Raw genomic sequence first — 25253 nt, 5'->3', positions numbered from 1 at the left:
CCTAAGCAATAAAGTTAGATAGTTATCGAAATCCCTAGCGTACAATTTCTTAAATTTAAGGGTTCTAATTTGAGTCGGAACCTGTATGTAAGCAAGGATTATGAATAAGATAAATTGTATGCGGTTTTCGCTCGCGCTGTTTTTACTGTATTTCTACCTGCCGGGGTCCTTACAGGCTCAGCCTATACCTACTAAAAGTACCGGTGATGCTTACATGGAATCAGCCGAGGTATGGAGGTTAAAAAACGACAGTGCCAGAGCCAATGCCCATATACGCAAAGGGATTGCCGCTTATTTAAAGAACCGGCAGCTCAGGGAAGCCGCTGAGGCCTGGCTTACATTGGAAAATTATTATGCATTTTTTAATGGTCCTGGTTATGCGCCAAGGATTGCTTACTATCAGCGGGCCTTAACACTTTTTAATCAAGCCAGGATTACCGACCGGGCCGCCGCTACGCTGGGTATACTCGGCGATTTCTACTGGAAGCAGGGGCAGCATTCAAAAGCTTCACATGCATTTACCAGATCACTGTCACTATACCAGTCTATTCATAAAACCGATTTACAGGGCTTATATAATATGATATCGACTTTTCATACGCAGATGGGGAATTATGACCAGGCACTTAAGTATGGTATACTCGCTGTGCGGGCAACCGAAAAGGCCGGCGACACCAGCCTGATGCTGTGCACGGTCCTTAACAGCGTGGGATTCACTTATTTCAATCTTAAAAAATATGAGCAATCTCTGCTATATTTTGAGAAAGCATTAACCAACGCCAAAAGAAATAAGAACCTGGATTACATCATAATACTCAGCTATAATGTAGCCGATGCGCTCAAAAGTTCAAACAGGCCATTGGAAAGTTATCAGCTGATGAAGGAAACCGAAAAGAACTATCACCCCAGGGATGTGGCTAACCGAATCATGATTAATGTATCCTGTCTTGGTTCCTTAATTCCTCTGAAACGATACAGTGAAGCAAGAAAATATGCTGACAATTTACTTCAGCTGGAATCCCATCTTGACACAGATGATGCAAATCAGGCGGTACTGCTCCAGACCCTGTCCATGTTTTTTATGGCTGTTAAGAGTTATGAGAAAGCCCGGCTATACAATACAAGATATGAAAGTATGGGTAGGGCAAACAAACAAAACAATATATTGCTCAATGCATATAGGATGGCGTATGAAATAGACTCGGCAAAGGGGGATTATCTAAGGGAAAATAAGAGCTACAGGCAATACATCAAATTTCGGGATTTTCTGTTTGATGAAACAAAAACCAGGCAGATCGCCCAGCTGGAAATACAGTACCAGACCGAGAAAAAGGATCAGGAAATTAAGTCCAAGCAGGATAATATCGTAATTCTCAAACAGCAGGCGCAATTGCAGGCAATTAACATTAAACAGCAGCAAACTACACAAAAACTCAGCATTGCAGGGGTTATATTACTCGCTTTATTACTTGGTTTGAACTATAACCGGTATTTGTCAAAGCAACGGGTAAACCGGCAGTTGCAACTGCAGCAATCAGAAATCAACCTCAAGAATCAATCTTTAACCGACCTGATAGCCGAGAAGGATAACCTGCTTGAGGAAAAAGAATGGCTGATGAAGGAGATTCATCACCGGGTAAAAAACAATCTGCAGATCGTGACCAGCTTATTAAATACCCAATCCTCCTTCCTTAATGATAAAGTTGCCTATAATGCCATCAGGGAAAGCCAGCATCGCATGCAGTCTATTTCCCTGATTCATCAAAAGCTTTATCAGTCTGATAGTCTGGCACGGGTGAATATGCCAGCTTATATCAGCGATCTGGTACAATATTTAAGTGGAACTTTTGATATCCAGGGCAGAATCAGGTTTGAGATAGCTATTGACCCCATTGAACTCGACCTTACCAAATCGGTTCCTCTTGGACTTATTTTGAACGAGGCAATCACCAACTCAATTAAATACGCATTCGCTGATAATGGCGAAGGTATGATTTCCATAAGGTTAGTCGAATTGAGCGAAGGCCGGTACGGGTTAACCATACGTGACAACGGGATCGGCCTTGCAGTAAACACCGACATTTCTAAAAGCAAAACACTCGGAATGAGCCTGATGCGCGGGCTTAGCAAACAATTAAGCGGTAGCTTTTCGGTTAAAAACGATGATGGAATTACCATCAACGTGGTGTTTGCGCAGCAGAAGACCACGGAAACTATTAACGCCTGAACAAACTATGATCATGAGCAAGAAAATATTAATTGTAGAGGACGAATTCATTGTAGCAAATGACCTGTCAATCATGCTGGAGAAAGCCGGCTATGATGTTTGTGATATTGCCGATTCGGTAGAAGAAGCCAGAGAGATCATCGCGACACAAAAGCCACAACTAGTATTGCTTGACATTCATTTAAAAGGCGAGCTGTCAGGAATTGACCTGGCAGAGCAGTTGAAAGATGAGCAGATCGCCTTTGTTTATCTGTCGGCCAACTCAAACCAAAAGATTTTGGAACAAGCCAAAGCTACCCAGCCTTACGGTTTTATGGTGAAGCCTTTCCGGGAAAAAGATGTGCTGGTGAGTCTGGAAATTGCACAATACCTGCATGAACAAAGCATGTTGACTAAAGCTGCTAATGAACAGGTACTGCAAAGCGCACTAACCGATATTCTGGCCGAAAAAAATCAATGGAGCGAAAAATTCCTGAAAATAGCCAAGACCCTGCAACCTTATCTGCCGTTTGATTACCTAACCGTAGGCATGAAAAATTTAGAGAGTCTGCCCTACAATGGGATTAGCTATATGCGCACCGGCTTTAATGATTATCAGGCAATAGGGTTGGATGAGCTGATGAATATTTCGGGATTACCAAAAGCCAGGCTGATAAAATTACAAGAGGCCTCAGCAGACGATACTTTTTCTGCACTGTATAACAATCGGGACTTTATTGAACGCTGTAAGGCCAACCCGGCAAAAAGATTTGTGTCAAATTCGTTTGAAATGAGATCGAACCTGATCATGTATGTACCGGTTACCGGCAGGCCCGGATTTATCTTTTCGTTCTACAGTCGCAAAAGTGATATTTACAATAACGGGCATCTTGCCCTTGTCAACAAACTTCAACGGTCATTGTCCCTTACCATTGAAGGACTTTTGACAAGCCATAAAAGCTTAACCCCTGGCAATCGGGTAGAATCCTCGGAGAAAGACAGTCTACCGGTGTTGGAAAAAGGATTTGATGGCATGATCGGCAGCAGCCATCTTTTACTCACAGCACTTGATCATCTTACCTTGGTGGCCCCCACGGAAACTTCTGTGTTGATACTTGGGGAAAGCGGGACGGGTAAGGAAAGGTTTGCTAAATCTATCCATTTGCGGTCACTGCGCAGCAAAGAACAGTTCGTGGTGGTCAATTGTGCAGTATTGCCTGCACACCTGATCGAATCGGAATTATTCGGGCATGAAAAAGGTGCATTTACCGGTGCTGTTGAACGGCGGGTGGGCAAATTTGAACAGGCCTCCGGCGGCACTATTTTTTTGGATGAGATAGGCGAACTGTCTTTGGAGTCCCAATCAAAATTACTACGCGTACTGCAGGAAAAGGAGATAGAAAGGCTGGGAGGAAAAGAAACCGTTAAGGTAGATGTGAGGATAATTGCCGCGACCAATTGCAATTTAGAAAAGGAAGTTGCCTCAGGTAAGTTCCGGCTAGATCTGTATTACCGCCTAAATATCTTCCCGATAGAACTTCCCGCACTCAGAGACCGGAAAGAAGATATACCCGAACTGACTGATTTTTTTGTAAGTAAGTATGCTGAGCGTGCGGGTAAAAAAGAAATGAGCTTATCGTTACAGGCACTGAATGAGCTTTCGAATTATGACTGGCCGGGGAATATTCGTGAGCTGGAGCACCTTATCGAGCGACACGTATTGCTTAGCCGTGGAAATGTGATTGAAGCAATAAAACTACCGGCTGCAAAACTCGATTCGGTTTCCTCAGCTGGTAATCAGAGGATAAAAACGATAGATGATAATGAAAGAGAGTATATACTGAATGTACTTAAAAAATGCGGCGGACGCATTTCCGGACCTGGTGGAGCAGCCGAACTACTGAATCTGCCCTCAACCACTCTTAATTCGAAAATGAAACGGCTAGGTATCACCCGTAAACATGTAGGCGGCTGATCATGAGTGAACGTCGTTTTTTATAGCCATAATATAATGAATTTGAATTCGGTATTTTTATCTAAGTGCAATATACAAGCAATAACATCTGGTATATTTTCAGAAAAGTGGTTCAGCGCACAAATTAAATGTATGCTTCTAATTATTGAAATAAACTATCCAAAAAACGTTTAAGATGGTTAACTTTAATCATATCAAACAAAGGGCCTATGAAAAACCAAGGTGCATCTGTTGTGATTACCCCTCACGCTTTCTCAGGTGCACTCGCTGCCCTTTCATACGTTTTTTTCAGCAAACTATTCTCTGGTGCTCCTACACTATTGTTACTCTTTTACCTTATCAACCATACCATTTAGAACTTAACCCTAAAAACTAATATCATGCTACAAAAAAATGATGTTGCTCCCGATTTTACTTTATTTGCGACGCCGGACCAAAAAATCACTTTATCAGAATTCAAAGGACAGAATGTGATCCTCGCATTTTATCCGGCTGACTGGAGTCCTGTTTGCAGTGATCAGATGGCACTGTACAACGAAACGCTAAAATATTTCAAAAAATATGATGCAGCGATTTTCGGGATCTCAGTAGATAGCAAATGGTGTCATTTGGCATTTTCACAATCCAGAAACTTGCATCTCCCTTTACTGGCTGATTTTGAATCTAAAGGAGAAACAGCGAAAAAATACGGTTAGCAGCTTTGGAAACACTTAAAACAAAATAATTATGTCACTAAGACCAGCGGTTAGCAATACTGATCATGTACAAGGATATCTGGAAGCCGATTTAGTCATTGTAGAATATGGAGATTACCAATGTCCGTATTGCGGGGATGTCTATCCCCTACTAAAAGAACTGATGAGCCAATTCGGATCGCAGATCAAATTCGTTTTTAGAAACTTCCCACTCTCCGAGATACACCAATATGCACGACCTGCAGCACTTGCAGCGGAAGCCGCTGCATTGCAGGGAAAATTCTGGGAAATGCATGATGCCATTTATGAAAATCAAGCATATCTGAATGAAAGTTTACTGTTAGAATTGGCAGAAAAAATAAGCTTAAATATTGAGGAATTCAAAACAGATTTGGAAAAATCAACATTAGCTAATCGGATAGATGCTGATTTCGAAAGCGGAATTATTAGCGGTGTGAACGGGACGCCTTCATTTTTTGTCAATGGGGCGAAATTTAGTGGTGGTGCAGCAGATTTATTTCATTTAGTAAGCCAAAATTCAAACTGAATTTATATGATTAAATAAGTGTTAAGATAAATAAATCATTTTAATAACCTTTAAACTCCAGAAAACATGAGTAAACTAAAATTAAAAGACGGAACAGAAATCTTTTACAAAGATCTTGGAACAGGGCAACCCATTATGTTTCACCACGGATGGCCTTTATCAGCAGACGATTGGGATGCACAAATAATGTTTTTCCTACGCGAAGGCTACAGAGTGATCGCTCACGACAGAAGAGGTCACGGCCGTTCAAGCCAGATAACTTCAGGTCACGAGATGGAAACCTACGCTGCTGACGTCGCCGAACTGACGGAATTTTTAGATTTAAAAGACGCGATCCACATAGGTCACTCAACCGGTGGTGGAGAAGTAATCAGATATGTAAATAAATACGGCAAAGACAGAGTTGCCAAAGCCGTATTGATCAGTGCAGTTCCGCCGGTAATGGTGAAAAGTGAAGCAAATCCTGATGGTGTTCCAATCGAAGTGTTCGATAATATCAGAAATGAAACCCTCACCAATAGACAACAGTTCTATATCGATTTGACAATCCCTTTTTATGGGTATAACAGAGAAGGTGCAGTTGTGAAAGATGGAATACGGAGAAACTGGTGGCGACAGGGAATGATGGGAAGTATACTCGCACATTACGAATGTGTCAAAGCATTTTCTGAAACAGATTTCACTGAAGATTTAAAAGCAGTTGATGTTCCAGTATTGGTATTGCATGGTGAGGACGATCAGATCGTACCCTATCAAAATGCCGGCGTAAAATCAGCTAAATTACTTAAAAACGGCAAATTGATTACCTATCCGGGATTTCCTCATGGAATGCCAACTACTGAAGCAGCAATAATTAATAAAGATATCTTAGAATTTATTCAATCTTAAACTAAATCCGATTTTGCTTGTTTAAATAAGTACCGAACCTTTAATCATAGCTAGTGATAAGCAAGCTTAAATCTTAGACTTTGCGATTGCTTGAAATTAACAAAAAATTGCTATAGAAAGTGGTGTAACATTCCTATGCTGGTTTAATTAATAGGTCTATTTTTTCTTTGCAACATCTCCCATTTCAGCAAAATTGTCAAGAAAAATGATTCGAATACACGCCACGATGACCACGATAAATGCAGTTCTTTGAGAACTGCATTTAATTGAACAGACTTTTATCCCACAAAAATATTTTGCATCAATGCCTGCTTAAGATTCACAAAAAACGATTATTCAACTACCCAAAGCGTATAAAAAATCTCTCCAGGTATTAATTATCTAATCAGCCCGCTGAAATCAACGATATAGAAGAAAGCAATTGGAAAACCGATCCAGATTTGACCAGCAAAGACCTGCCCTTTTCACTTTCATAACCTTTATTGAGAAGGGGTAAGCTTATTAGCCGATGCGTTAGGCAGTTCTTGATCTTTGAAAATTTTGCTCTTCATTGCCTCCTGTATTTATATTTTCTTAATAAAAAACCAACGATTGATCTGATAAAGACCAACGAGAGCCATCTTAATTAATTATTATACGAACTCAGTTTGGGCTTCACTTCAAACAGGGTTATCGATTGGGCAAGCAATGCAGTATTTGAATAATAACCCCAAGCCTTACATTACAATGTTATTGATGGGACCTACCGCTTCAGGCAATTCTGTTTCGTTCAGCATTTCCCTTAGATCTGTTTCAACCATTTTACTAATCTGAGTAATGGGTACGTCATTGGCACTTCCTTCAAATGGATTTATCGAGCTGTCTCCAACAGCATCCAATGTCAGAAAAGCCCAACCGATAATTGTCGAGAATGGAATTATGAAATAAATGGTAAAATTTTCAAGTACTGTCCCATCTCCAAGATGGGTAAATTCCTTTAATAGTCCAAAAGGCAGTAGCAAAACAAACATGTAAAGCAGGTAGGTAGTAATTGACGAAAAATTTCGCGGATATGGGAAATTCTTGATTCGCTCAGCCTTTCCCTGCTGTTCATAAAATGAATCAACATCCTGCTGCAACTGCAATTGCTGTATATCACTTATTTTCCCTTCGACACGAAGTTGATTTATGGTAATTGACTGAAGCGACAAAACATGCACAGCACGATTCTTTTTCCCAAGTATATATTCCATCTCAGCGTTACTAAGCAGATTTTCTAATGCGTCCTCTAGAGACTTCTCTCTTTCCGGTATTTTAAAAATGGCGGATTGGTATTCTTTATAACGCAATTCGTCCATTGTTTCCCAGTTACGGGGTTCACGTAGCTGGTATCGAAGAAAGGTAAGCCAGGAAATATGCCTATTGAACATTAATATCACATTAACATCGTTATTACCCTCTAAAAAATCCCGGACCTTGACCGCAAAGCTCCTACTATTATTTATGATAGACCCGTAAATTTGTCTGGCTTCCCACAGTCTATTATAGCTTGCATTATTTTTAAATCCGACAATAAATGCTACTGCTGTTCCGAGCATCGCTACTGGCATCCAAGAAATCGCTAAAAATTTCCATCCTGAACTATACAAAAGTGTCGGAATTAATGATAGAAAGAAACATTTATAGATATCCCTTCGGCTCCAAATCACAAACTCTTTTAAGCTGTAGCGTTTACCAATATTCATGTTAAAAACCTTTTAAGTCAAACTCAACTCTAAAATAACAATTGCGAGGCATTTCTCTTGTATCTACAATAATATTTTTAAACTACTAACGTCGGGCCAGTTAATCTCCAAAATTAAATACAGGCAGGTTGTTGTCAATCTGAACAATGGTGGCATGCAAGGGGATCCGGTTATTCAGACACCTGATTCTATTGCTATACATGATCATAACCAGCTTTTTATTGTTCAGTTCTTAACAAAAAATAACAATCTGATATGAATACGCTCATCTTAATGCAAGCCTTACTTGTTATGCATCTCACCGGGCTAACGCAACTGGCAGGGACTACTGTTGCAGATTATGTTACCTTCCGTACTTTTTCCAACCAGTTTAACACCAAAGGCGAACCATCCGGTAGCCTGTTAAACCTAATGTCCAGGCTTGCTATAATTTTAGCAATAGGTGGCGGTTTACTATTTTCTTCAGGCGTAGGTTTGATGGTTACCCACGGTGTTTTCATGCATCAATTGTGGTTCAAAATTAAACTGGCACTTATCCTGACACTGGTTCTCAATGGATTCCTGGTAGGAAACAGGCAGATCACAAAATTAAAGAAGGGTTTAAAACAGAGCAGTGCAGGTACTGATAAACTGGTTAGGGCTACTATATTGCAACTCCATGTTTTCTACCTGGTGCAATGGCGATATTTCTGTCCATCATTATCCTGGCCATTTTCAAAATCAGCTAGGAGCGGTATTTGACGTATCAAAATGAGCAGAGATTGGAAAGCATTAAGTCGGAATTTCAATGGCCTAGCTCTTGCGGATCACCAAATGGGCAAGCGCAGGATCCCCCATCATTCGCAGAACCTCAGACTGCACGATGTCCTGCACATCCTGTTTGATCTGCAGGTAATTCTTTTGGACCATACTTGAATTGACCGTTCTGATCACAGGGATGGGAACATAAGCTTTCTCTTCCTTATTCAGGGCATCGAAATCATTCTGTATCTCACCATGAAAAGCTTTTAAGGCAATTTTTTGATCTGGGATATCGGCAACCATGCCTACAAATTCCCCGCTGGAAAGTGCCGCAATTCTGGAGGCCGGAACGGCAAACTCCAGCTGCTTGCTTTTACTGATAGAAGTATCTCCGCTATTGATTGACATGCTTTGGCGGTCCTGCAGGATTTTGCCAATACGTTCACTCAGCTGCTTGGCGGTGTCCCCTGTCACCTGTCCGGCAATGATGTTACCCACCGTACTCATGATCACCTCTGCCTGTTCCCGGCCATAATCCTTCCGCAGCTGACTGGCATCCTGTATGCCTAGACATACCCCGATTTTATTACTTCTGCCAGTAGCAATGGTAGGAATGATATCTGTAGTCAGCGTCGGAAACTCATCGAAGATCAGCATGGATTTTAGTTTATTCTTCTGATTGATGATTTTCAGCAAACGGTTTACATACAAAGAAAGTACTGCCCCGTAGGTCTGAATCTTCTGCGGATTATTTCCCATACAAATGATCTTCGGATGCTCGGGGTTATTGATGTCCAGACTAAAATCATTCCCGGATAGCACATAATACAATTGGGGTGAAGACAACCTGGCCAGGGCAATCTTAGCTGAAGCGATCTGTCCTTCGAGTTGCTCCATCACATCATTCAAGTAGGCATTTACAAATGGGTTAATCAATACTTCTATTTCCTTCTCCAGACGCAGTACCGTAAACAAACTGTCATAGTCCAGCTGAATCAGTTCAATGGCATGTGGTAATGTACAATAGACGCCGTTTTGATACTTACGTAAAAACCAAATAATTGCAGTCACAAAATTAATTGGGGATTCCACAAAAAAATCGCCCTGTTTTTTCTGCCATTCCCGATTCAATCCCAACAGAATGGTACGTGCAGATTCAGAGGCATCGGTAATGTCAATCATGCCCAAAGGGTCAAACACATTCCCGCGATGACATCGCGACAGGTCATCAAAATTGATGAAAATACATTCAGGCTTTCCAGGAAAGCGGTCCTTATGCTTTAACCAGTGGTTATAGGCAATTAAAGACAGATCTGGAAATTTGAAATCGTATACGAGCATGGAATAAGGTGAAGCTTTCCCAAGGGCCTGAGTGATGAATTCCCGAATACAAAAAACAGACTTACCTGAACCGGGATTACCAAGCACAATGGTAGCCCTGGCCGGGGAGATTACATTGATATAGCCCTTTCGCTCCTTCCCTTTCAACTTATATCTGGTCGGCAAATTGATTGAAAACTCATTCTCCAGCAGTCGTTCTTCCTGAGGAAAACTCTCCTGATCACTATTGAAAATATCACCGCTCAGCTTGTCTTTAATGATTCTGGAGAACAGCGTAGCACCAGTCAGAATCAATAAATATCCGACGGAAGTCAGCCCCATATACAGCATTCCCTGCCAAGGCAAATTCAGATCCAACACCAGGGTCAGTGCGCTGACAAAATACAACAGCAGACCGGTAAGCAAATAAGCCAAGCCGGTTTTATGACTTAGTTTTTCATCCTTTTTCCCCCTTACCCCTAATAGGGAGATGAACAGAAACCCTAAAGCAATAAACTTGGATCTATGAAAGTCTTCAAACAACCCCGAACGAGCAATATTGATCATCAGCTGGTCAGAGAAAGTACTGGTAAAGCCCCAGAAACGAAATGCCGCGTAGCCATAATAATAAAAATGCAGGAGCAGGATACTAATCGAAATGAGCCTGGTCATGTCCAGAATCTTTCTCATTGCCTGCTCATTCTCACCTGTTTGCATTGCCATAAATTTCGCGTTAATGTTTGATCCTTTGTTTTCTTCTTCGTTCTTTCCGATTCATTTTTACCACAGAAACCAAAGAACGATCCCACTCAGAGCGAATCTGCGATAAATTGACCAATGCCGATATATCAACACTAATCAAACTATGTTGCAAGCTATCAGCATGTAGACCCCGATCCTTTTCAAATTCCGGAACATTGTCAGTACTAGCGTTCTTGATGCTTTTTTGATTTGCATGCAAGGCGCTCAATATGCCTTTGGTATCATAAACACTACCCAGTTCTGCTCCCCTGAACGCACATCTACTGTTGTGATCGACATAAATCATCTCCTGCGATCTACCAGCAGCATCGCCCTGGAGTACCAAATCAATCCCCTTTGTTTTCAACGATGCCCATAAGGCCGCTGCATCACAAATTTCCACGTTGTTTAGCGCAAGGTTAATTTCCCGGACAATTCTGTACTCCAGGCCTAGCCTAAGCGGAATATTCCTTTTAAACTTTTCCTCGAGCACATTTAATCCCGGGTTGAATGGTAGCGCACTGGCTTTGACCGGTACACCGGCGCGCTTACCCGACCCATCCAGTAAACGGTAAATCAGTCCTCTGTTTTTAAACAGCTTCGACCCTTCCTTACCCCGTTCCGCCCGAACGTTATACAAACCCAGGATCGCATTTAACTCTGCAAATGAGGTAAAACGGTACCCACTAAGCACACTTTCCAACACACTAGCAATACCGCTAAACGTTGGTGATTTACCATAGGCTAGCTTCGAGGGCTGGGCACGATACAAAGCTGCTACCGGATCTTTTGCTAGGCTGCTTGTATGCAGCGCAAAACGGGTACGTATCTGCTTGAGCAGGGACTGAAAATGAACACTTTTCATATATAGATTTATTCGGCTGCCATCAGCACGTATATTGGTGGTTAAAACATGAAGGTGTGGATGTGCAGCATCTAAATGCTCATATACCAAATACGGTTGATTCCCAAAACCAATCCCCTGCATATAAAATCGTGCAATCTCCCGCAACTTACTTGGATTGAGCTGGTTCGAAGGATCAAAATTTAAAAAGATATGCAGACCATTTACTTTAGTGCGCGGGTTTAACGCAGCCATTTTTTCCAGCATCTGCAAGCGGTCAGACTGAGTCAGTTCAGAAAGTTGACGTGGGTAATTCTCAGCCATCAGGCAGGTTGAATCACCCGAACCCAACTTACGCTCATTGTAGTAAAAACTTCCACTTAAGGATTTAATTGTTTTTATGATTGCAACCATTTCTCAGCAGTTGAATTGACGAATACGTTAATCTCCCGAATATCTTTTAGCAATTTTCGACGATCCATTTCATAGTTTAACAGCCAACTCTGGAATAGTGGAATGCTGGCTACGGTATGCAGTTTTTGTACAGCCTGATTGAAGTGAATTGCCACATCATTCAACCCCTGTCGTAAGGCCACCAGTTCCACGAAAATGTCCTGTAGCGACTGGTTTCTTACTGCTGCAATCATGGGTTTTCCCAGTAAAATTGCCCGCGCATATTCACTAAAATTCCTGTGGGTTGTACCTGCAAAATTCTTCAGCAGTATCTCCTGTTCAGCTGCACTTAACCGTACCGCATAGCATTTGTCTCTATTATTTTTCTTCTTTTTCATTCCTACATCCTTAAACAATAACCAAAAAACCAATTAGTGCACCAGATGGTACAGCCCCTTTAGCATAAAGGCTCCAGTGCTCCGCTAACAGCAGATCAAGCAAACCTTATGCTTAGCATTTACTCCGGCTTGCAGTACAAAAGTAAGGTTGATAAAAAACATAAAACGATCCAGGATAAATTCTAAAGAGGATAACATTCATGAACAAAAAACACACAGGAAAGCAAAGTCAATCCCATGAATCTTCAGGGCAATATTAAAACAAGGCAAACAGAGAAAATAGGACAATAGCATTGGAGAAGCCCTCTTCAATGCCCTTTAAATTCTAAATAGGTTATTTTTCACACAATGGATGACCTTTATTGATCCGGGCATGTGAAAGGAATAAATGAAAAAATCCGAGTCATTCTAAATACGTTTATCCTGCTCAGAACAACAAACAGATTGCCAACACCAGAAAAAGTTCAATTATGGGAGAGTACATAAAATACAAAAACAGAGTCATCAAACTGGGCACCTGCGAGAGTCTCTATTACGCCAGTTATCCGAAATATGTCCTGGCACTGGAATCAGGCCAGGTCCAACAAGAACCAGGAAGCCTTTCACCCGAACAATACGCCGAAGCTGATATGGGTTTCCTCTTTCGCTTTCCTTTTCCAGATGAAGATCATTTGAAGTTGGGAGAAATAGAGGATTACAGACGCGGAGTGCCTGTAAGCATTACTGACCCTACCATGATGGAAAATTCTCCTTCTGAGACCAAGGGGTCCTATCCCAGGGAGATTGAAGTTACCCAACAAAAACTAATACATCGGGATTCCGATGGCAGACTTTGCCTGGTCCTGGTTTACCGGGATCCTTATCTTGGCTGCTCTTTCCGTGTAGAAGACGATGCTGATGTGAAACAAATCCTCAAGCAGCTGATTAGAAACAACATTATCCTGGAAAAGGATTCTCAAAAGAAAATATTTTACCGTCAGATCGCGCGTAGGATCATCAATGGATATCAACTAAAAAACCACAACCTAATGATCACCCATCCAAAAAAAGATGTCCCAGGACCAAGAATTTCAACAGTAAGAAAAAAGTTAAACTGATCAGAGCAAAATCGGAGGAATGGGAAAATTTGAAAGGGAAATAAGCGAGTCAGGGAATCCGATTCACAACATGATCATTTTGGAATTTCGTTTTCATTCATTTTCCGGAACCATCAAGTCGCTCTGCCTAAAAATAGGAGGTCGAAGAAGATTTTAAGTTTCTTCAGCTCAGCGTCTCCTATTATTACCTGATAAGATCCCATGGAACACAAGAGAATAAACTAACTAGGCGAAGTAAGCCAGGAAAATTGAAAGAAAGCAATTACCCTGGCGGAATTAACAACTAATACTCCTTAATCAAGCGGATCATCTTTTCCATTGCACGAATGACTACGTGTTTATCCACATCCTCACCTGTATAGGCATTACTACGCAGACTTCCCGCGGAGACACTGCTCTGTCCGGAAGCGGTTACAACCAGGGGTGCTAGCTCCTCACATAAAGATTGAAAGGATTTGCCTTTGATTACCGAAGCATCCAGAGCAGCACGGACAGCCATCCCCAATTGATCTACCGACAAACCAAATTGTGTTTGTGCTTTTTTTTTCTTTGCCAAATTTACCCCTGCAGATACCACCAGATTGGGTTTATCCAGATCATTGATCTGCGCTAATACGAATTGGGTTATCAAATCACAAGCCAGGAACCTGGCAAAAAGGTAATCGCAGGCAGTACGTGACATTCCCGGTAATAGAGGTAACTCAGGGACAGCAACAGACATTTTCATATCCGGAAGGAAATATAAATGGTCAGTTTGGTTCATCCCGCTTCGGAAATAACTGTAATAAAATCCATAACGCTTCAAAAAGTAATCAAGCTGCTCCAATTCTGACTCATAAAAAGACTTGATCCCCTGTTTTGTACTAAGAGGCTTACTCAAAAACAGGTGATAACGTTCCAGATAAAACAGCCAAAGGGCGACAAATTTCGGACGAATCTGCTTAAAAAATACGATCCGAGTAGCATCAGATAGGTCAACCAAATCGGCAAATGAATTATCCAGTACCTGAACATCCGTTCGAATCAAAACCAAGGCGGCGCTGAGTATTTCAAGTGGAGCGCCGACCTCGGTGTCCATCAAACGTTGCTGGAGATTCACGTAAGCTAATTCAGATTTCTTTACAAATAAAACCCAAACAGCAGTCGGGTCTGTGTTTTCATTTTTCATCATAGGGAGAGAATGAGTTTAACAAAAAGTTCTTTTAAGTTCCTGCCATTGGGAAGCTTTGGGGCAGGGACATGTTGCCATGAAAGTGGATGTTAAAGACAAAAATGTCAATAGGGAAAATCCCCTATTTTACAAAATAAGGAAAAACCCTTAGCTTAATTTACCTGGAAAACCCATTTCTATAATAGATGACATCCGCCGGATCGTTTCTAATCGTATGCTAAAAAAGTGTAACATCAACTCTGGAAAATCACATTTGCTGATTTATTTTAAAAAAATAAAAAGAGCATAGTAAAAAAACTAATCCGGCTCGTACTACTAATAAAGCAGGGCAATTAATTGCCTGATGAAAAAGGAAATGACAAAAGAATTAATATATAAATATTTTAAGGGAGAATGCTCATTTATCACAACAACCATTTCCTTTTTAGTATTTCACTATGAATTATATTCGCCAACTTTGACAATTAAAGTTCCCAATGGACATAGTGCCTGCATATTTAGGTAATAAAGGACACTCTTTTCTGATGAAATAAACAATGACAGATGAGCCGAATCAGGGTAGTGAGCAATCCGGAATAACTTTTGCAAGTTAACTTGCAGAATCAGCCCGTGACTCTCGAATGTTTAAAGATCAAAATTTAAGTAGTCAAAACGAACTCATTGCCCATCAACCTTTTAATGCGGTCGTTTCCAATTACCCTAAAATTACCGCGGTGATTTTTAGTAAAGAATCAATCACCTATTTTGAATTAAATAAAAAAGTAGAAATTCCATCTAATACTACTCTGAATCTGGTGTCCAATCGGCAAATTATAGGAATAAGTGCAACGCGCACTATAGAAATGATCATTTGCCTATCGGCAGTTCTTAAAACTGAAAAATCTTCCTGGCCATTAGCCCCACGCTACCCTAAAAATAGGCTCCGGCGGAACAAAGAGGATCCCGGGGTGAGCACATGTATCTCCTTAGTAAGCGCATCTAAGCCCCTCCCTGGTCCGGGATTTAACCTGATACATTCAGATAAATTGTATGCTCCAACACTCCATACCACAACTTCTTCTCAGTCTGAAAACAGACGCATTCTTTATATGTCTGGTGTTACAGATAAACCAAAAAGGATTTGTTTAATACAGGAGCGCTTGAGCAGTTTTTTAAGTTGGCAGCATGAACATTCGCCTCCAGGCAACGACCTTGATGTCTTACCATTTTGTCACCTTGGTTTTCATGCCTCTTTTCAGAATTTTTTTGTCCTCTTAAATGTCTCAGGGCCAACCCAAACAACGGTTTGGAGAGCCGAGAAAACATTGACATCCAAACCTAATAAGTGGGCATCAACCCCCACAACCGGGGAAATAATTGCGCAATCCTCCGTTTATTTCTTGGACGAAAATCTAAGGTTCCTGAAAAAAGAAGAAATAGGAGAAATGAATATTTCTGGTCCTTGTTTGTCCAATAGATATCTTCATCAAATAAAACCAATAAAGGAGAAATTCATTAAATTGTCCCATCCCAGGGTTGGAAAAATTCAAGAAGGAAACGCATCATGGTTGATGATTAATCCCAATAAGAGAGGAAAATTTCTTCAAATCAAAATTGATTAAATCATGGCAGATCAACGTCCTATAATAAACACGATTGAAATCAATTTCAATCCTTTTGAAGACTCAAATGAAATAGTAAAGGCCGTCCAAACTAACGAGTCACAAAGAGAAATATGGCTATCATGTGTGATAGGCGGAGAACCCGCAAACCTTGCATACAATGAATCTGTGTCTTTAGAATTGACCGGACAATTTGATTTTGATTGTTTTAAAAAGGCCTTATTAAAAGTAGTAAAACGACACGAAGCACTCAGATCTGTAATCAGTCCCAACGGGGAATATTTTATCATCTACAGTGATGTATTATTTGATTTTGAAATTAAAGATCTGACTAGCTATAATGTTAGCGAGCAAAAAGAACGTTTAAATGAGTTTGTAAAAAGAGAAATCAACACTCCATTTAACATTCAAGTGCCCCCTCTTTTCAAGTTCTATCTTCATAAATTAAGCGCTCGTCGGCACCATTTCACCATTGTAATTCATCACCTAATTGCTGATGGTTGGTCTATAGGTATAATCTTAGAAGATTTAAGCAAATACTACAATGAATATCTGAAAGGAATGGTTGCAAATCTCGAAGAGGCATCACAGATTAGCGACTATGCTTTAGCGGAAGCCAGCTTCATCAAAAGCGATTCATTTAGAAAAACTGAAAGTTTCTGGTTAGACCTTTATAAAAAGGATATACCGGTTTTGGATTTACCAACTGACTTCCCCAGACCAGTACCCCGATCCTATAAAGCAAATAGAATTGACCAGCTGCTGCCTGCAAAATCAGTGGATCAATTGAAAGTAATTGGTGCAAAATCAGGATGTAGTTTTGTCATTACGTTACTCTCTGCCTTTGAGATTTTTTTGTCTTTTAAAACTGGAAAAGCACAGGTAATTATAGGCTTGCCATCGGCGGGTCAGTCCGCTACTGAAATGTACAGCCTGGTTGGACACTGTGTTAACTTAATGCCTCTTAAAAGTACAGTGGAATCCAATTGGTCATTCCATGAATACTTAAAGAAGAGGAAACCTGCTTTTTTTGATGCTTATGAACACCAGCAAATTAGTTTTGGTCAACTTATTAAAAAATTAAATCTGAAAAGAGATCCATCAAGGATTCCATTGGTCCCTGTAATGTTCAATATTGATATGGGCATGGACAGTGCGGTATCATTTGATCATTTAGAACATAGACTTATTTCCAATCCCAGGGCATATGAAACTTTCGAGATCTTTTTAAACGCCACAGAAGCTCAAGGCACATTTATTTTAGAATGGACTTATAATACGCAATTGTTTAAGGCTTCAACGATGAGGCTTATGATGGAAGAGTTTGAAAACTTATTGAGTTCATTGTGCAAAAACCCTGACGGTAAGATACTAGAATCATTTCCAAAAAAATCAATCCCACCATCTTTAGTTGAGACAAAAACTAAAGAGTCAATTTTAGCATCTGACAAAACATTTATTGAGCTGATAGAACAAATTGGCAATCAATATCCAGATAAGATTGCTGCAAATTTCAAAAATTCATCTTTAAGTTATAGATCACTCATGGAGAAATCCAACCAGTTTGCCTCCCTGTTAGTTGACAACGGTGTTAGCACTGGCGATGTAGTTGGACTGGCTGTTGATCGTTCACTTGAAATGATTATTGCATTAATTGGCATTTTAAAATCAGGAGCAACATATCTTCCGCTAGACCCTAAATACCCTGTTGAAAGAGTGGAGTTCATGCTCAAGGATTCTGCGGCAAAGGTACTGCTTACTTCTAAAACTTATCAAGGTCGCTATCCTATAAATGCCAGGGAAATTATAATCGAAGAAACCTGGCCATTACTTGAACAATACGATAAAATCAATTTAAATCAGCCTGGTTTTACCGTCCTTGCCTATATTCTTTATACCTCTGGCTCAACAGGGAATCCAAAAGGGGTAAAGATCTCTCATCAAAATCTCCTCAATTTCTTATCCAGTATGAAAAACGTACCAGGGATGGATCACAACGACCGTCTTTTGGCTGTTACAACCATCTCATTCGATATTGCTGGTCTGGAACTTTATCTACCACTAATTTGTGGCGCCGAAGTATTTATAGCTGATTCCGAACAAGTTAAGGATGGCAGATTACTTTTGAATCTTATTGAGGAAAAGAAAATCAGTGTAATGCAGGCGACACCTTCGTTATGGCAAATGCTTATCGATTCAGGCTGGAATAAAAAATATAACTTAAAGGTATTAACAGGAGGTGAAGCACTAAGTAATGAACTTGCCCATCAATTGCTGGCACTTTCAGATGAAGTATGGAACATGTATGGCCCAACCGAAACAACCATATGGTCAACAATTAAACAAATCACTTCAAATGACAAACTTATCACCATTGGTTCTCCAATTCACAACACACAAGTTTATATCTTAGATGAGAATCTAAATGAGCGGCCTGTTCTAGAAACCGGAGAAATATACATTGGTGGAAACGGAGTAGCTGAAGGATATCTGAACAACCCCCAGCTTACCAACGAAAAGTTTATTGCGGATCCATATTCTAATGTAACAGGATCAAAATTATACAGAACAGGTGATTTAGGGAAACTGCTCGATAACGGAGAAATCCAATTTCTTGGAAGAATTGACCAGCAGGTAAAAATCCGTGGCCATAGAATCGAATTAGGTGAGATAGAGGCAAAAATCTCATCCCTTGATGGCATTAAACAGTCTGTTGTGGTTGTAAGAGAGGGTACACTCCTGGGCAAACGTTTAGTGGCCTATATTGTGCTAAATAATGGTTCAGAAGAAAATAATGATTTATCCTGGAGAGAAGAACTTAAGGCAATTTTACCAGATTACATGATTCCTCAAGATTTCGTTGTGCTTAGGAATTTTCCTTTAACACCTAATGCTAAAATTGATCGAAATGCACTTCCTGAAATAGCGGGCAAAAGTATCAAAAAAACCGATAAAGAAACATTACCAATTACAAAAAACGAACAAATTATTGCTAGTATTTGGACTACTGTATTAGGAATAGAGGGCATCAAAATTAGTGATGACTTTTTTGAGCTTGGAGGGCATTCAATTCTGGCGGTGAAAACTATGGTTGCTCTTGAAAAAGAAACTGGCAAACGGTTGCCAATATCTGCCCTCTTTGAGAACTCAACAATTGAAAAATTGGCAGTTCAGCTATCAAAAGAAACGCCATTGGAACTGGGGGGATCGATAGTCCCTTTAAAAATTGGCGGGAACAAGACTCCTGTATTCTTAATCCATGGTGGTGGATTAAACATTTTATCATTCAAGTCCATAATAAAACATTTTACTGATGATCAGCCAATATACGGAATACAAGCTTTGGGACTCAGCAATGAGACCATGGTTCCCCCATCCATTGAAGAAATTTCGAGAACACATCTGCAAGAGATACTAAAAATCCATCCAGATGGTCCATTTGCTTTAGCCGGCTACTCATTAGGAGGTTTTATAGCGTTCGAGATCGCCAGACAGCTTAGGGAAATGGGAAAAGAAGTAAAAATGCTGGGTGTTATTGATACCTATGTATATGATCTCTATCAGCATAAACCGATGTTAACGCCACTGGCAAATTTGAAACGTCTGTTCCAAAAAGTCCTATTTACTGCAAAATCGTTCTGCAAATACCCTAAAGACGCTGTGCCTTATCGATTTAAGCTAATAACAAATAAGCTGAACGCATTAATATTCTCTAAAGAAAAAGAGGACAAAAAAATGCTTTCTGACTACGAAAAATACATATACGAAATTTACAGTAAGGCAATCAGTGATTATGTCTTAGTTCCAAGCAAGGTCAGAGTGACCCTTTTCAGGGTGGAAAAGCGATTGTATCATTTAGATGACCTGGTTTATTTAGGATGGAATAAATTTGCATTGGACGGAGTAGAAATCCTAAAGATTCCCGGAGACCATAGAACATGTCTGTATTCACCGAATGACAAGTCTTTTGCAGGAATTCTGCAAAAGACTCTTGATAAAGATTAAGTTTAGAAAAGAATGCGTGCAGTAATTGATTGGGAATTATTTTCCCGCCTGTAGGATTTTTCTAAAATCTCGTAAATATATTGTCTCACCGATGAAACGACAAGTAAATGCAGGAAGAACAGTGGCTATTCCTCACTCATATCTTTGAAAGATACAGGTAACTACAGATCTTGTTTAGCACTAAGTGGTATTCATAGCCTTAAGCAGAAGCATTTTTCCAATGTCACTGAATTTAATGTCCTGAGTGTTTTGTTTGCCAATGTCACTCATCTTAATCAGTGTTTTATGAAGGATGCTGATCATTTTTTCTTCTGGTTGCGTTTTAATGAGTGCGTCATACTGGAATTCTAAAAACACAAGGCACAGTGCATCTTCTATTACCTGTACCTCATCATCATTTTTTATTCCTTTTTTCAGTATGATTTCCTTGACGCGCTTTATAATGTCTTCACTATAATCAATGGAGCGAAGTATCTCTTCACACTTTTTTGAATGAAATTTTGAAAGATCACTTCTCCATTTTAAATAGCCAATCCGGCCCTCGGGGTAGGTTTTTCTTGCGATTTCCCAACGGCCAATATGTTGACATCTGGAGGCAAGCAGCAAGGCTTCACTGGCATTTGGTTCAAGTTTTAGTACCCATCGGTGAAGCTTTAGCGCATAAAAATATTCAATTGGATAAGTCTTGCCCTGGTATGTAATACTTTCGGGAGACCTCTGGTTATATTGGTCAAAAAGAGTGTAGGCCTGTTGAATATTTGACATATTTACTTTAATTGGAATCTATTGCCAAGTGGCATTTGTTTTGGTTATCGGGGATTATTTTATGGGTAACACAATTACAGGAACTGGGCAAATGGATAAAAAGTTTGTTACACCCCGCCATCCACAGCAGCAGATATCGGTAAGGGTTTATGTTTTATTCGCATAATTGAGTCTAATTTAGTGTAAAAAATCAATTGTAATAAAAAATAGTGAGTTATTTAACTCTGTCTGTATATTTCGGAGATACTCGTTCTTCATCGCTTTTGGTGAAAGTGTATTAAAAACTACACTCGACCTGATGCGGATTTCGCTTTACAGTTGGGTGATAATCCGAGTATTAGTAGAAGACACCTCATTTAATGCTAAAACGCGATACTTTAAAGAGAAAGCTTAATTATTTGTTAACAGTAGGGTATTACTTTTACAAGTAAAAGCCTAGTTAAAACCATTATGGGAAGCACATTACACATTGCCAAAAGGAACTGCATGAATTGGATGTGCCTTGTTGTTGGCCTAGTATTTATTCAGGTCTCTTGTAAGAAGGACAAAGATAACAAACCTGACTATCCTATTGGCACTAATGAAAACATCAACACATGGATACTGGACAGCCTGAAACGTTATTATTACTGGAACGAATCACTTCCGTCTAAGCCGACCGTTAACCTTGCACCAAAAGATTTTTTTAGCTCAGTACGCAACAGTGCTGATCGGTTCTCCTATATGATATTGCCCAATGACCCTGCCTCTTTCCCTAAGAACAACAAAAATTTTGGGTTTGACTACGCTACGGTAAAGGAACAAAATACGGGGCAGGTGATCGGTATTGTAAAACTCGTATTAAATGAGTCCCCTGCTTCCAGGGCAGGCCTGAAACGCGGCGATTATATCCGCAAAATTAATGGACGGCTGCTGACCGAAGGCAATGCAGTCGCGTTACAACAGGAACTTCTCGACAGAGGCAGTTTTTCATTAGGTCTTGCAGAACTGACCGGGAATACCTGGAATGATATTCGTTCGGTAGAAATAAGTTCCGGGGTGATTCTGGATCAGCAGGAGACTGTTAAAATTATTGAAAGCGGAGGTAAGAAAATTGGCTATCTTTATTTCAATGACTTTAGCCCTGGACTGGCAACTGCGTTAACCAGGGCATTTGCGCGTTTTAAAAGTGCAAGCGTAACGGAACTTATTCTTGATCTTCGCTATAATTCCGGAGGACAGGTGGCCGAGGCGGCCGGACTCAGCACCATGATTGCTAGCGGCATTAGTTACGATAAACCATTTATCATCTATAAGGGTAATAAAAACGGTGGGACCAGAACAGATTCTTTCGGAAGTGCGGCCACATTTGACGGTACATCGAATTTCAACAGCCTTCTGCAGAATAATCTCGGTTTAAGCCGGGTATTTGTCTTAGGCACAGCTGCAACAGCATCTGCCTCTGAGGTGATGATCAATAACTTGAAACCTTATGTCCAAACCATACTTATTGGGGAAAAAACCCGAGGGAAGGATGAAGCTTCCTTTAGCATATCCGACATGCGTATCCCCAAGCAAGTTCAATGGGAGATGCATCCTATAGTTTATAAATTATTCAATGCTTCGGGCAACGGTGGGTACAGTGCCGGAATTAATCCGGACATCAACGCAAACGAACTGGCAACGCTTCCCTTGCTTCCTTTCGGAGATTTAAACGATCCGCTGGTCAAAGCTGCATTATCCAGAATTAACGGTAATGCCAGGGGATCGGCATCCTACTCACAACAGGCCAAACCAAGCCCTGTGGCTATCAGCAGAGTCTTAACCGACACACATCAAAAGGCAACCGAATACAGTATCGTGATCACCCATAGGTAAATCATCTTAAATATTTAACAATCAATTAATATTGGTCTGGTAACTTTCCCCCGTTAACCTCATCATCCATGAAAAGAGAATTGGAAAACTTCACCAACGAACAAATACTTGATCTGGTGCGCTCAGGGAACACCTCTGCCTTTCACGAGCTTTACCGCCGTACCAGGAATAAAGTAACTGGTTTTGCTTACCGATTCCTACAGGATCAGGAGCAGGCAAAAGAGCTTACACAGGAGGTGTTTGTCCGTCTTTGGGAAAACAAAGAAAAGATTGATTCCGCCAAATCTCCGGAAGTCCTGTTGTTTGTTATGGTACGAAGTAAGTTCCTGGACTCCTTAAAACGTAAAGCGAGATTGACACGGTTCATTGCCCAGGAACGTCAGGAAGAACCCCATCTGTGTTCAACCGATAATTACATGGATTTCAAAGATTCTGGTGAAATCGTTTCCCAGGCTATTGAAACACTGCCATGCCAAGCCAGGATCATTTATTTGCTAAGCCGTGATAATGGGTGGTCTCATAAAGAAATATCAGAACACTTACACCTTTCTAAAAAGACGGTCAATAACCAGATCACAAAGTCAACCGGCCATATTCGGCGCTACTTTATGCGCCTCTCACCGGAAACAGTGCTCACTGCAGTGATACTGCTACAATACCTCTTACCACCCCCCCTTTAAGACACCCTGTAAAGCGATATAAGCCAAGCAACTTGGCCCCTCTCCTATCAAATTATTTGCCCTTATGGGCATTTCGCATTAGCAGAGCTTCCTTAGGTTCTACCTTAAGATCGGAAAATGATATAAATTGTTGCTCTGGAATATCTGCGTGGCAAGACCTCCTGAAGCGTTCCCATCTTTGTCCGGATCTAAATTCAAATTCTAAAAATTAGAATTTACAATCTCTTTTACGATCAGATCCTATATCGGAAATAACCTCGATTCATTGTACTGAATTAGCAAAGCTTAAAAAAGACCCGAGCAAATGACACAACCTCAGAACACCTTTTTTTGAAAAATTATACCACTGAATATGAATGAGTTAAGGGCTACCTGAAAATATATCAAAATATGGGATAGGTATATAAGCCGTTTCAATCTTAATACATATATAAAGACACCTTAAATACAACAAACAGCAGTGAAATATAACGACGACGAAATTAGAAGACTGTTTAAACTCTACCTGGAAGGCAAAGCAAACCACCAACAGGAGGAAGAATTGCTCCGTTTCCTGGGTAGCGGCGAAACCGATGATAAACAGCTTTCTGATTTGATAGAAGAAGCGTGGGCTATAGAACCGTCATTGCGTGAGGATTCTTCGGATGTAGATCAGGAATTCGAAGAGATATTGGCCAAAACGGAAACAGGACACCAAAAGAAGAGCAAGCATTTCCAGGTACTCCAATATGCCGCTTCAATTGTTCTGGTATGTTCAGCTGCACTGGGCTGGTATGCCTACCAGAGTAATCAAGTAAAACCGGCAGAGGCCATTGAGATGCTTAGCCGAACCACCCTACGGGGAGAAAAGCTGAAGATCATCCTTTCGGACAGTACGGTTGTATACCTGGGAGGCTCTTCTAGCTTGAAATGGCCTTCCCGTTTTATAAAAGGCCATCATCGTAACATCCGTTTGGAAGGTGAAGGATTTTTTGAAGTAAAACGCGATACCCTCAGCCCTTTTGTAGTCCACTCAGGCAACATCCAGACCCGGGTACTGGGTACTTCCTTTAACATCAGTGCCTATCCCGCGGACCATATATTCAGCGTAGCGGTACGGACAGGGAAAGTGCGCGTTTCAGAAATTAATAATGGAGTATTAATAAAATTATCCCTTCTCACCCGTGGCATGAAGCTGGATTATAACACCCGGAATCAGCGTTATTTGGTTAGCACTGCGGATGCGGAAGAAATCAACAGCTGGACTGCAAACCGGTTCATTTTCAAAGATGCCAATCTACTTACACTGCTGGGCAAATTGGAAAGGTATTATAATGTACGGTTTGAACTGAAGTCGCCATGCCTGGCAAACAGCCGTCAGTTCAATGCGACATTCAACCAAAAAAGCATCAAAGACGTTATGGAGCAGGTACGGATGATGAGCGGGGGAAACATACATTATAAAATAACAACGAATTCATTAATTACCGTTTGGGGGGAGGACTGCAAATGATCGATTAACTACTTACAAAGACCACACCAACCAAAATTAAGGTTGGCTTAAAGAAACATATCAAAACAAATAGTTAACAAAAAACCGCCCTGCGTCAACAGGGCGGCCATAAA

General features: G+C 40.6%; 19 protein-coding genes. 13 read left to right on the top strand and 6 right to left on the bottom strand.

Annotated features, from left to right (window positions below):
- Positions 1 to 100: 100 nt before the first annotated feature.
- From AC6CH7_RS02415 to AC6CH7_RS02390, 6 genes are all read left to right on the top strand, one after another.
- A complete protein-coding gene (locus AC6CH7_RS02415) occupies positions 101 to 2227 on the top strand; it encodes a tetratricopeptide repeat-containing sensor histidine kinase (protein WP_498261170.1) in 2127 nt (708 codons plus the stop codon).
- Positions 2228 to 2240: 13 nt separating this feature from the next.
- Complete coding sequence (locus AC6CH7_RS02410) at positions 2241 to 4181, top strand: sigma 54-interacting transcriptional regulator (RefSeq protein WP_498261169.1); 1941 nt, start codon at positions 2241 to 2243, stop codon at positions 4179 to 4181.
- A 209-nt stretch (positions 4182 to 4390) separates the two neighbouring features.
- Positions 4391 to 4537, top strand: coding sequence for a hypothetical protein (locus AC6CH7_RS02405; protein WP_498261168.1), 147 nt, complete (start codon positions 4391 to 4393; stop codon positions 4535 to 4537).
- 24 nt (positions 4538 to 4561) lie between these two features.
- Entirely contained in the window at positions 4562 to 4876 is a 315-nt protein-coding gene (locus AC6CH7_RS02400; protein WP_498261167.1) for a redoxin domain-containing protein, read from the top strand.
- A 31-nt stretch (positions 4877 to 4907) separates the two neighbouring features.
- The gene (locus AC6CH7_RS02395) at positions 4908 to 5423 is read left to right on the top strand and encodes a DsbA family protein (RefSeq protein WP_498261166.1); all 516 of its coding nucleotides are present in this window, start codon (positions 4908 to 4910) and stop codon (positions 5421 to 5423) included.
- A gap of 66 nt (positions 5424 to 5489) precedes the next feature.
- Complete coding sequence (locus tag AC6CH7_RS02390) at positions 5490 to 6311, top strand: alpha/beta fold hydrolase (RefSeq protein ID WP_498261165.1); 822 nt, start codon at positions 5490 to 5492, stop codon at positions 6309 to 6311.
- Between the two features lie 716 nt (positions 6312 to 7027).
- On the opposite strand, the gene AC6CH7_RS02385 is transcribed toward AC6CH7_RS02390, so the two are convergent.
- Positions 7028 to 8035: a bestrophin family protein gene (locus tag AC6CH7_RS02385; protein WP_498261164.1), complete on the bottom strand. Its 1008-nt coding sequence runs from the start codon at positions 8033 to 8035 to the stop codon at positions 7028 to 7030.
- A gap of 255 nt (positions 8036 to 8290) precedes the next feature.
- On the opposite strand from AC6CH7_RS02385, the gene AC6CH7_RS02380 reads away from it, so the two are divergent.
- Positions 8291 to 8776 (top strand): hypothetical protein, encoded by a 486-nt coding sequence (locus tag AC6CH7_RS02380; protein ID WP_498261163.1) that lies wholly within the window; start codon positions 8291 to 8293, stop codon positions 8774 to 8776.
- Between the two features lie 51 nt (positions 8777 to 8827).
- Here the strand turns inward: AC6CH7_RS02380 and mobC are convergent, their stop codons facing one another.
- From mobC to AC6CH7_RS02365, 3 genes are read right to left on the bottom strand one after another with little or no spacing between them, the layout of a single operon-like run.
- Positions 8828 to 10819, bottom strand: a complete 1992-nt coding sequence (gene mobC, locus AC6CH7_RS02375; RefSeq protein ID WP_498261162.1) for a conjugal transfer protein MobC — start codon at positions 10817 to 10819, stop codon at positions 8828 to 8830.
- Positions 10820 to 10829: 10 nt separating this feature from the next.
- Positions 10830 to 12095, bottom strand: a complete 1266-nt coding sequence (locus AC6CH7_RS02370) for a relaxase/mobilization nuclease domain-containing protein (RefSeq protein ID WP_498261161.1) — start codon at positions 12093 to 12095, stop codon at positions 10830 to 10832.
- Positions 12080 to 12472, bottom strand: coding sequence for a plasmid mobilization protein (locus AC6CH7_RS02365; protein ID WP_498261160.1), 393 nt, complete (start codon positions 12470 to 12472; stop codon positions 12080 to 12082). The genes AC6CH7_RS02370 and AC6CH7_RS02365 overlap by 16 nt, the downstream gene beginning before the upstream one ends.
- Positions 12473 to 12942: 470 nt before the next feature.
- On the opposite strand from AC6CH7_RS02365, the gene AC6CH7_RS02360 reads away from it, so the two are divergent.
- The gene (locus tag AC6CH7_RS02360; RefSeq protein WP_498261159.1) at positions 12943 to 13569 is read left to right on the top strand and encodes a hypothetical protein; all 627 of its coding nucleotides are present in this window, start codon (positions 12943 to 12945) and stop codon (positions 13567 to 13569) included.
- A gap of 283 nt (positions 13570 to 13852) precedes the next feature.
- Here the strand turns inward: AC6CH7_RS02360 and AC6CH7_RS02355 are convergent, their stop codons facing one another.
- Positions 13853 to 14740, bottom strand: coding sequence for an RteC domain-containing protein (locus AC6CH7_RS02355; RefSeq protein WP_498261158.1), 888 nt, complete (start codon positions 14738 to 14740; stop codon positions 13853 to 13855).
- A 620-nt stretch (positions 14741 to 15360) separates the two neighbouring features.
- Here AC6CH7_RS02355 and AC6CH7_RS02350 point away from each other — a divergent pair.
- Together AC6CH7_RS02350 and AC6CH7_RS02345 are read left to right on the top strand one after the other, a co-directional pair.
- On the top strand, positions 15361 to 16341 hold the full coding sequence (locus AC6CH7_RS02350) for an AMP-binding protein (RefSeq protein WP_498261157.1): 981 nt from the start codon (positions 15361 to 15363) through the stop codon (positions 16339 to 16341).
- Between the two features lie 3 nt (positions 16342 to 16344).
- On the top strand, positions 16345 to 20346 hold the full coding sequence (locus AC6CH7_RS02345) for a non-ribosomal peptide synthetase (RefSeq protein WP_498261156.1): 4002 nt from the start codon (positions 16345 to 16347) through the stop codon (positions 20344 to 20346).
- Positions 20347 to 20526: 180 nt separating this feature from the next.
- On the opposite strand, the gene AC6CH7_RS02340 is transcribed toward AC6CH7_RS02345, so the two are convergent.
- Entirely contained in the window at positions 20527 to 21111 is a 585-nt protein-coding gene (locus AC6CH7_RS02340; RefSeq protein WP_498261155.1) for a DUF4202 domain-containing protein, read from the bottom strand.
- A gap of 450 nt (positions 21112 to 21561) precedes the next feature.
- Here AC6CH7_RS02340 and AC6CH7_RS02335 point away from each other — a divergent pair, with 450 nt between their 5' ends.
- From AC6CH7_RS02335 to AC6CH7_RS02325, 3 genes are all read left to right on the top strand, one after another.
- Positions 21562 to 22968, top strand: a complete 1407-nt coding sequence (locus tag AC6CH7_RS02335; protein WP_498261154.1) for a S41 family peptidase — start codon at positions 21562 to 21564, stop codon at positions 22966 to 22968.
- Positions 22969 to 23036: 68 nt separating this feature from the next.
- Entirely contained in the window at positions 23037 to 23648 is a 612-nt protein-coding gene (locus AC6CH7_RS02330) for an RNA polymerase sigma-70 factor (protein ID WP_498261153.1), read from the top strand.
- Between the two features lie 460 nt (positions 23649 to 24108).
- Entirely contained in the window at positions 24109 to 25140 is a 1032-nt protein-coding gene (locus tag AC6CH7_RS02325) for a FecR family protein (protein ID WP_498261152.1), read from the top strand.
- The last annotated feature ends 113 nt before the right edge of the window (positions 25141 to 25253 follow it).

The sequence above is a fragment of the Pedobacter sp. GQ55 genome (assembly GCF_059758925.1).
Note: the sequence above shows the minus strand (reverse complement) of the source record. Positions and strands in the feature narration are given on the sequence as shown.

Bases quoted from the DNA above. Each gene is read 5' to 3' on its own strand.
- AC6CH7_RS02330 (WP_498261153.1), top strand. From the start codon at position 23,037: ATGAAAAGAGAATTGGAAAACTTCACCAACGAACAAATACTTGATCTG.
- AC6CH7_RS02405 (WP_498261168.1), top strand. From the start codon at position 4,391: ATGAAAAACCAAGGTGCATCTGTTGTGATTACCCCTCACGCTTTCTCA.
- AC6CH7_RS02380 (WP_498261163.1), top strand. From the start codon at position 8,291: ATGAATACGCTCATCTTAATGCAAGCCTTACTTGTTATGCATCTCACC.
- AC6CH7_RS02385 (WP_498261164.1), bottom strand. From the start codon at position 8,035: ATGAATATTGGTAAACGCTACAGCTTAAAAGAGTTTGTGATTTGGAGC.
- AC6CH7_RS02415 (WP_498261170.1), top strand. From the start codon at position 101: ATGAATAAGATAAATTGTATGCGGTTTTCGCTCGCGCTGTTTTTACTG.
- AC6CH7_RS02365 (WP_498261160.1), bottom strand. From the start codon at position 12,472: ATGAAAAAGAAGAAAAATAATAGAGACAAATGCTATGCGGTACGGTTA.
- AC6CH7_RS02395 (WP_498261166.1), top strand. From the start codon at position 4,908: ATGTCACTAAGACCAGCGGTTAGCAATACTGATCATGTACAAGGATAT.
- AC6CH7_RS02400 (WP_498261167.1), top strand. From the start codon at position 4,562: ATGCTACAAAAAAATGATGTTGCTCCCGATTTTACTTTATTTGCGACG.
- AC6CH7_RS02335 (WP_498261154.1), top strand. From the start codon at position 21,562: ATGGGAAGCACATTACACATTGCCAAAAGGAACTGCATGAATTGGATG.
- AC6CH7_RS02355 (WP_498261158.1), bottom strand. From the start codon at position 14,740: ATGATGAAAAATGAAAACACAGACCCGACTGCTGTTTGGGTTTTATTT.
- AC6CH7_RS02360 (WP_498261159.1), top strand. From the start codon at position 12,943: ATGGGAGAGTACATAAAATACAAAAACAGAGTCATCAAACTGGGCACC.
- AC6CH7_RS02350 (WP_498261157.1), top strand. From the start codon at position 15,361: ATGTTTAAAGATCAAAATTTAAGTAGTCAAAACGAACTCATTGCCCAT.
- AC6CH7_RS02370 (WP_498261161.1), bottom strand. From the start codon at position 12,095: ATGGTTGCAATCATAAAAACAATTAAATCCTTAAGTGGAAGTTTTTAC.
- AC6CH7_RS02390 (WP_498261165.1), top strand. From the start codon at position 5,490: ATGAGTAAACTAAAATTAAAAGACGGAACAGAAATCTTTTACAAAGAT.
- AC6CH7_RS02410 (WP_498261169.1), top strand. From the start codon at position 2,241: ATGAGCAAGAAAATATTAATTGTAGAGGACGAATTCATTGTAGCAAAT.
- AC6CH7_RS02345 (WP_498261156.1), top strand. From the start codon at position 16,345: ATGGCAGATCAACGTCCTATAATAAACACGATTGAAATCAATTTCAAT.
- AC6CH7_RS02340 (WP_498261155.1), bottom strand. From the start codon at position 21,111: ATGTCAAATATTCAACAGGCCTACACTCTTTTTGACCAATATAACCAG.
- mobC (WP_498261162.1), bottom strand. From the start codon at position 10,819: ATGGCAATGCAAACAGGTGAGAATGAGCAGGCAATGAGAAAGATTCTG.